5 protein-coding genes are annotated in these 6,512 nt (G+C 66.4%); all 5 read left to right on the top strand.

What is annotated here, in order from left to right; all coding sequences use genetic code 11:
* The first annotated feature begins 142 nt into the window (after nucleotides 1–142).
* The 5 genes from BN423_RS00935 (at nucleotide 143) to BN423_RS00915 (ending at nucleotide 6,458) form a co-directional block, all read left to right on the top strand.
* Entirely contained in the window at nucleotides 143–880 is a 738-nt protein-coding gene (locus tag BN423_RS00935; RefSeq protein WP_019238404.1) for an ABC transporter ATP-binding protein, read from the top strand.
* A gap of 1 nt (nucleotide 881) precedes the next feature.
* Complete coding sequence (locus tag BN423_RS00930) at nucleotides 882–3,767, top strand: ABC transporter permease (protein WP_019238403.1); 2,886 nt, start codon at nucleotides 882–884, stop codon at nucleotides 3,765–3,767.
* A gap of 375 nt (nucleotides 3,768–4,142) precedes the next feature.
* Nucleotides 4,143–4,904, top strand: a complete 762-nt coding sequence (locus tag BN423_RS00925) for a transposase (RefSeq protein ID WP_026097303.1) — start codon at nucleotides 4,143–4,145, stop codon at nucleotides 4,902–4,904.
* Between the two features lie 190 nt (nucleotides 4,905–5,094).
* Entirely contained in the window at nucleotides 5,095–5,646 is a 552-nt protein-coding gene (locus BN423_RS10560) for a MarR family winged helix-turn-helix transcriptional regulator (protein WP_019238401.1), read from the top strand.
* The gene (locus BN423_RS00915; RefSeq protein WP_019238400.1) at nucleotides 5,643–6,458 is read left to right on the top strand and encodes a YczE/YyaS/YitT family protein; all 816 of its coding nucleotides are present in this window, start codon (nucleotides 5,643–5,645) and stop codon (nucleotides 6,456–6,458) included. The genes BN423_RS10560 and BN423_RS00915 overlap by 4 nt, the downstream gene beginning before the upstream one ends.
* Nucleotides 6,459–6,512: the final 54 nt, after the last annotated feature.

Below are 6,512 nucleotides of genomic sequence, written 5' to 3'. Positions count from 1 at the left end.
ATTGACTCACGGAGTCATTTGAACCCGTCCCCATTGACTCACGTGACTCACGTGACGAAACTGTCACGCGGTGGTCATCTGGGCGCAAGGGCGCGCATGCAGTATGGTTGGTGACGTATCCGCGCAAACGCTGGGAGCAGCCATGAACATCCTCTCCGTGGAGCACCTCACCAAAGTCTACGGCACGGGCCCGACGGCCGTGCGCGCCCTCGACGACGTCTCGTTCGCCGTCGAGGCGGGCGAGTTCATCGCCATCATCGGCAGCTCGGGCTCGGGCAAGTCGACCCTTCTGCACCTCATGGGCGGCGTCGACCGCCCCACCTCGGGCACCGTGCGCCTGCAGGGCCAGGACATCTTCGCACGCAACGACGAGCAGCTCGCCGTCTTCCGCCGCCGCGAGGTGGGCCTCGTCTACCAGTTCTACAACCTCATCCCCGTGCTCGACGTGGTGGAGAACATGACGCTGCCCGTGCGCATGGACGGACGCCCGGTGAACGAGCAGCGGCTCCAGATGCTGCTCCGCGCGCTCGGCCTCACCGGCCGCGAGCACAACCTGCCCAACCAGCTCTCCGGCGGGCAGCAGCAGCGCGTCGCCATCGGCCGCGCCCTCATGAACGCACCGGCCGTGGTGCTCGCCGACGAGCCTACCGGCAACCTCGATTCCAAGAACTCGGCCGAGATCATGACCCTGCTGCGCGACTCGAACCGCCAGCTCAAGCAGACGCTCATCGTCATCACCCACGACGAGGACATCGCGCTCATGGCCGACCGCGTCATCGCCATCGAGGACGGCCGCCTCGTGCGCGATGAGCGCCGCCGTCCCGCGCCCTCGGCGCACCTGGGCGGCGCGGCGCGCGCGGCGTCGGAGGAGGTGCGCTAGGATGGGCATCTTCACCCGCTTCACGCTGCGGTCGCTCGCGAAGAACCGTACGCGCACCGTCGTCTCCATCATCGGCGTCGCTCTCTCGTGTGCGCTCATAACCGCCGTGCTCACGAGCGTGGTATCGCTCTCGAACATGCTCATCGAGCGCACGGCGGCCGACGAGGGCTGGTGGTATGCCGAGGCCGCAGGCATCACGGCAGATGACCTCGAGCGCCTGGAAACCGATCCGGAGGTCACCGACCTGCTCACCATCACGGACCTGGGCACCGTCTCCCTCGGCGAGGATAACTCCGACCTCTTCGGGAAGTACCTCTACGTGAAGACCTGGTCCGATATGCGCGGCGAGGACGAACCGCTCATCTCCACGCCCGAGATCGTCTCCGGCCGCGCCCCGGAGGCGCCGGGCGAGATCCTCCTCCCCCATTACCTGCAGAACGTCGAGCTCGCGCCCTGCGGCCTCTCGACCGCGAGCGGCGGCCCTATCGAGGTGGGCAGCAACATCACGCTCGACCTGGGCACGCGCACCGTCACGAACCTGTCGGACGGCGCGAGCGCCACGGTGACGGCGATACGCGGCGATTACATCGATGAGGCGACCCAGACCGAGGCCTACGATGCGGATCTCGGGAGCGTCGAGGGCACCGTCGTGGGGTTCTACCGCGCCTACGGGTATTCCACCACCTATTCGCTCCAAGGCAACATCGCTTACATCTACGACGATGGCAGCGCCGCCGAGCGCGCGATCTCCGACGCGTCCGATGCGACGTGGGTGGGCGCGCTCTTCCGCACCGCGAACCCGGCGGACGCGGAGCAGCTCGCCGACGAGATCGTCGACGTCCACGGGCGCACCATCGACGGTGCCTCAGCCGTCCACACCTCCCTCATCCGCTGGATGGGCGCCACGCCGGACACCGCCATCTGGAACACGCTCTACCAGATCGCGGGCATCCTCGCCGCCGTCGTGGTGGTGGCGGGCGTGTCGCTCGTCTACAACTCGTTCGCCATCTCGGTGGCCGAGCGCACGCGCCAGTTCGGCCTGCTCTCGAGCCTGGGCGCGAGTCGCCGGCAGCTCCGCCGCACCGTGCTCGTCGAGGCGCTCATCATCGGCGGCATCGGCATCCCCGCCGGGCTCCTCCTCGGCCTTGCCGGCTGCTTCGTGGTGTTCGGCCTGCTCGGCGACGGCATCGCCGCACTCTCCGGCGGCGCGGCCGCGAGCGTGGTCGTGAGCCCTGTGGCGCTCGGCATCGCCGTGCTGCTCAGCCTCGTCACGCTTCTCGTGAGCGCCTGGGTGCCCGCGATCCGCGCGAGCCGCGTCTCTGCCGTGGACGCCATCCGCCAGACGCAGGACGTGCACCTCACCCGTCGGGCGCGCCGGGCACTGCGTCGCGCGGCACGGGGCGACGCGAACGGCACGGCCGGCACGGGTGCCCGCCCGCTCGGCCTCGCCGGCCGCCTCTTCGGCGTCCCCGGCTTCATCGCCCACCGGAACCTCACGCGCGCGTCGTCCAAGGGGCGCGTCACGGTGGCCGCGCTCGCCGTCTCGGTCGCGCTCCTCATCACATCGGGTTCCATCGCCGATGTCATGAGCTACGCGAGCGGCACCACGGTGGATACCATGGAGGGACAGGACCTCATCCTCTATATCGACGCCACGGGCGCCGGTGCGGACCAGTCGCTCGCGCTCGCAGACGGCAAGGTCGACGGCCCGGGCATGCAGGACGCGCTCGAGCGCTTCTACGCCGACGTGCAGGACATCGAGGACGCCGCGCCGAACGGCTATACGACCTCCTACGTCGCCGAGGCGCTCATGCCCGCGGGCATGCTCGATAGCGATGTCGAGAACCTCGAGAGCGGAGGCCCGCTCCTCGCGGACGGCTCGTGGTACGGCAGCGCCTACCTCGATTTCGTCGACGAGGCGAGCTGGGAGGCGTACGTCGATGCGCTCGGCCTCTCGCGCGATGCCTTCTGCTACCCCGCGCAGCCTCAGGCCATCGCGGTGAACGACTACGACGTCCATGACGGCGAGAAGTACAGCAACTACCAGCCGTTCCAGGGCACAGGCACGATCCGCTCGCTCGAATTCGCCGACCTCGACGGCCGCTTCATCTCCGGCATCGAGGACGACCCGGCAGGCGGCCTGCGCGCGCTGTACTACGACGACGAGGGCGAGCCGCACTACCTGCCCTATGCCGAGGCGGTCGCGCGCGAGCAGGACATCACGGTGGGCGCGCTCGCGAAGACGCGTCCCGGATGCACCACCGCCACGGGAACGCCCCAGCTCATCCTGCCCGCCTCCGCGATCGACCTCGCCGAGGGCGCCGGGTACGTGCGCGCGAGCATGTCCTTCGACACGGGCGGTGACGCGGCGCGCGCCAGCGAGGCGCAGGAGGCCATCGAGGACATCGCCGCCGACTACCCCGAGCTCGACATCACCTACACGAACGTCGCCCAGGGCAAGCTCCAAGCGCGCCTCATGGCCACCACGGTGAACACGTTCATCTACTGCTTCGCCGCCATCACCGGCCTCATCGCCGTGGCGAACGTGTTCAACACGCTCGCGAACGCGCTCATCCTGCGCCGCCGGGAGTTCGCGATGCTCAAGTCCATCGGCATGGGCAACCGGGCGTTCCGCCGCATGATCGCCTACGAGTGCGCGAGCTACGCGCTGCGCGGCTTTATCATCGGCTTCGTCGTCGCTGCGCTCGCCTCCTTCGGGCTCTACCAGTCCATGATGCTCTCGTACACCACCTACGAGTTCAGCCTGCCGTGGCTGCAGGTGGGCATCGCGGTGGTCGTGGTCGCCGCGGTGATCCTCGCGAGCGTGACCTACGCCCTGCGGCGCACCAACGCCGCGAGCGTGGTCGACGCCCTCCGCGCCGAATGAGTCATTGGGGACGGGTTCATTTGACTCACCGAGTCATTGGGGACGGGTTCAATTGACTCACCGAGTCAATAGGGACAGGTTCATTTGACTCAGGCATAGCGAAGACGCGCCCCGCCATCGACGGTCAACCGATGGCGGGGTGCGTTGTGCCAACAGGCATCTGTCCACGTTCTGGCACCCATCACAGCTCCCCCACAACCCCGATTTCCTCCGTGCGCAGTCCCCTTTCCGCTCGCCGCAGCGCGCAAACCGCCTACGGAAACCAGGCATTTCTACGCCCGGCGGCGCTCCCGCTGTGCTACTACAGAACTCCCCCACCACAAATTTGGGGCCCCGACATCGCGGCTCCGAAGCGGCGGACAGGAAGGAGCGGGTATGGCACGGCAACCGAGACAGCGATCCCAAAGCGGCTTCTATCACGTCATGGTGCGTGGCAACGGGCGACAGGTCATCTTTTCGAATGACACCGACCGGCGCGCGTTCCTGCACATGCTTCGCACATGCCTGGGCGACAACGGCATCGAGCTCATCGCGTGGTGCCTCATGGACAACCACGCGCACCTGCTGGTCTCGGATCGCGATGCCGAGCTGACCGCCATGATGCATGCGCTCGAGACACGCTACGCGCGCTATTTCAACGAGACCACCGGACACGTGGGGTCGGTCTTTCAGGGGCGCTTCAAGAGCAAGGCAATCGAGACGGACGCCTACCTGTTGCAGGCCGTCCGCAACATCCACGACAATCCGCGGGACAGGGGCTACGCGCGAGATGCCTATCCTTGGAGCAGCTACGGCGAGTACGTCGGCACGCCGAGCATCGTCGACCCCAAGCCCGTGCTCGAGCTCATCGGAGGCCGGGAGCGATTCGCCGCGTTCAGCGAGGAGGGCGGGCGCGATACCTATACGTTCGCGATTCCCGCGAAACTCGACGACGGGGAGCTCATGCAGGTGGCGAAACGCTTGCTGCGCGGCATGGCGCCGTACCTCGTCAAAACCCTGCCGGCAAAGAAGCGGCTCGCATGCCTCCAGGCGCTCAAGCAGGCGGGGCTTTCCATCCGAAAGATGGAGCGGGCGACCGGCCTTGGCAGGAACCTCATTCAACGCGAGCTCGCCCGAGAAGCGAACAGCGCGCAATGAGTCAATGGGGACGGGTTCAAATGACTCAGTGAGTCAAACGAACCCGTCCCCAATGTCTCACACGGGACAAAAGGGCGGCGTTTCGGGTTCTATCCCGAACGATGCATCCGCGAACGGCTTGACTTTATCGATGAACGGTATTATTAGTTTGAATACCAACTATTAATAGGATGACCAGAAGAGGAGCGCGATGCATCTACCGGAACCGATACCCGCACCCGGCATCTGCGATTCCCGCACCGAACCCACGTGCAGGGAAACCGCCCCAGCATGCGGGGCGGGCGCCGGCGATAGCCTCGCCTTCGGGATAGTGCCCATCCATCACCAGCTGCTCGTCGCGTTCTCGTACTCGAATCGCGCCATGCGCGCCCGCACGCGGCAGTGCGGCCTCATGCCGGGTCAGCCCAAGGTGCTCGAGCACCTCGCGCTGCACGATGGATGCACACAGAAGGAGATCGCGCAGTCGTGCGTCATGGACAAGTCGACCGTCACGAGCGTACTGGGGCGCATGGAAGATGCTGGGCTCATCGAGCGCTGCAGCAAGGCGGGCGATCGACGCGTCGTCGCCGTGTTTCTCACCGAGAAAGGCCGTTCCGCAGCCTCCGACGTGCTGGACTGCCGTAGCGAGGTCGATGACATCGCATGGCAGGGCCTCGATACCGACGAGCGCCGACGGCTTTCGCACTTGCTCGACCAGGTTATCCGGAATTTACAGCAGCATGAACAGGAGGATCGCGCATGAGTGAAGCGGCAGCGGAAGCAGAGGGCACGTGGGAGGATATGACGATCCTGGAGCGGGGCGGACGCATCGCGAAGCCGGTGCCGAGCACCTCCGCATCGACGCCGCAGGGGAAGGCGCGCTTCGCGGAGCGCCTGCGTTCGGAACGCCTCCTGCAGCGCTACATCTGGTTCGTCCTCGGCGTATGCATCAACAGCTTCGGCGTCGCGTTCATCACCAAGGCGGCGCTCGGCACCTCGCCCATCTCGAGCATCCCCTACGTGCTCGACCTGAAGCTGCCGCTCACCTTCGGCCAAACCACCTTCATGCTGAACCTCTTGTACATCGCGTTGCAGGTCGCGCTGCTCAGGCGGGACTTCAAGCCGTTCCAGCTCACGCAGATCCTGGTCAATGTCCTGTTCAGCGCCCTCATCGACGTCAGCATGGGCGCATTGGCCTGGTTCACGCCCGCGACGCTGCCCGCACAGCTCGCCTCGCTTGCGCTCGGATGCGCCATCCTCGCGTTCGGCGTCTCGGTCGAGGTCGCTCCGAACGTCATCGTCGTCCCGGGCGAGGGAATCGTGCGCGCCCTGTCCGCCGTCACCGAGAAACCCTTCGGATCGGTGAAGATGTGCTTCGACACCACGCTCGTGGTCATCGCTTGCGGGCTGTCGTTCATGTTCTTCGGCTACCTCAACGGCCTCGGCATCGGCACGATCGTCTCGGCACTCGCCGTCGGTCGCCTCTGCAACCTGTTCAACCGGCACGTCCCACTCCTCGCCCATATCGCGGAGCTCAGCCGCAGCTCAAAAGGGGCGCCGGAAGAGGCCCTCTAGAGGCGCCTCGGGTGAGTCAATGGGGACGGGTTCAAATGACTCAGTGAGTCAATG

Origin of the sequence: Enorma timonensis (genome assembly GCF_000321165.1) — a bacterium.
GTDB lineage: Bacteria > Actinomycetota > Coriobacteriia > Coriobacteriales > Coriobacteriaceae > Enorma.
The sequence above is the reverse complement of the archived record's forward strand: the minus strand, read 5'-3'. Positions and strand labels throughout refer to the sequence as shown.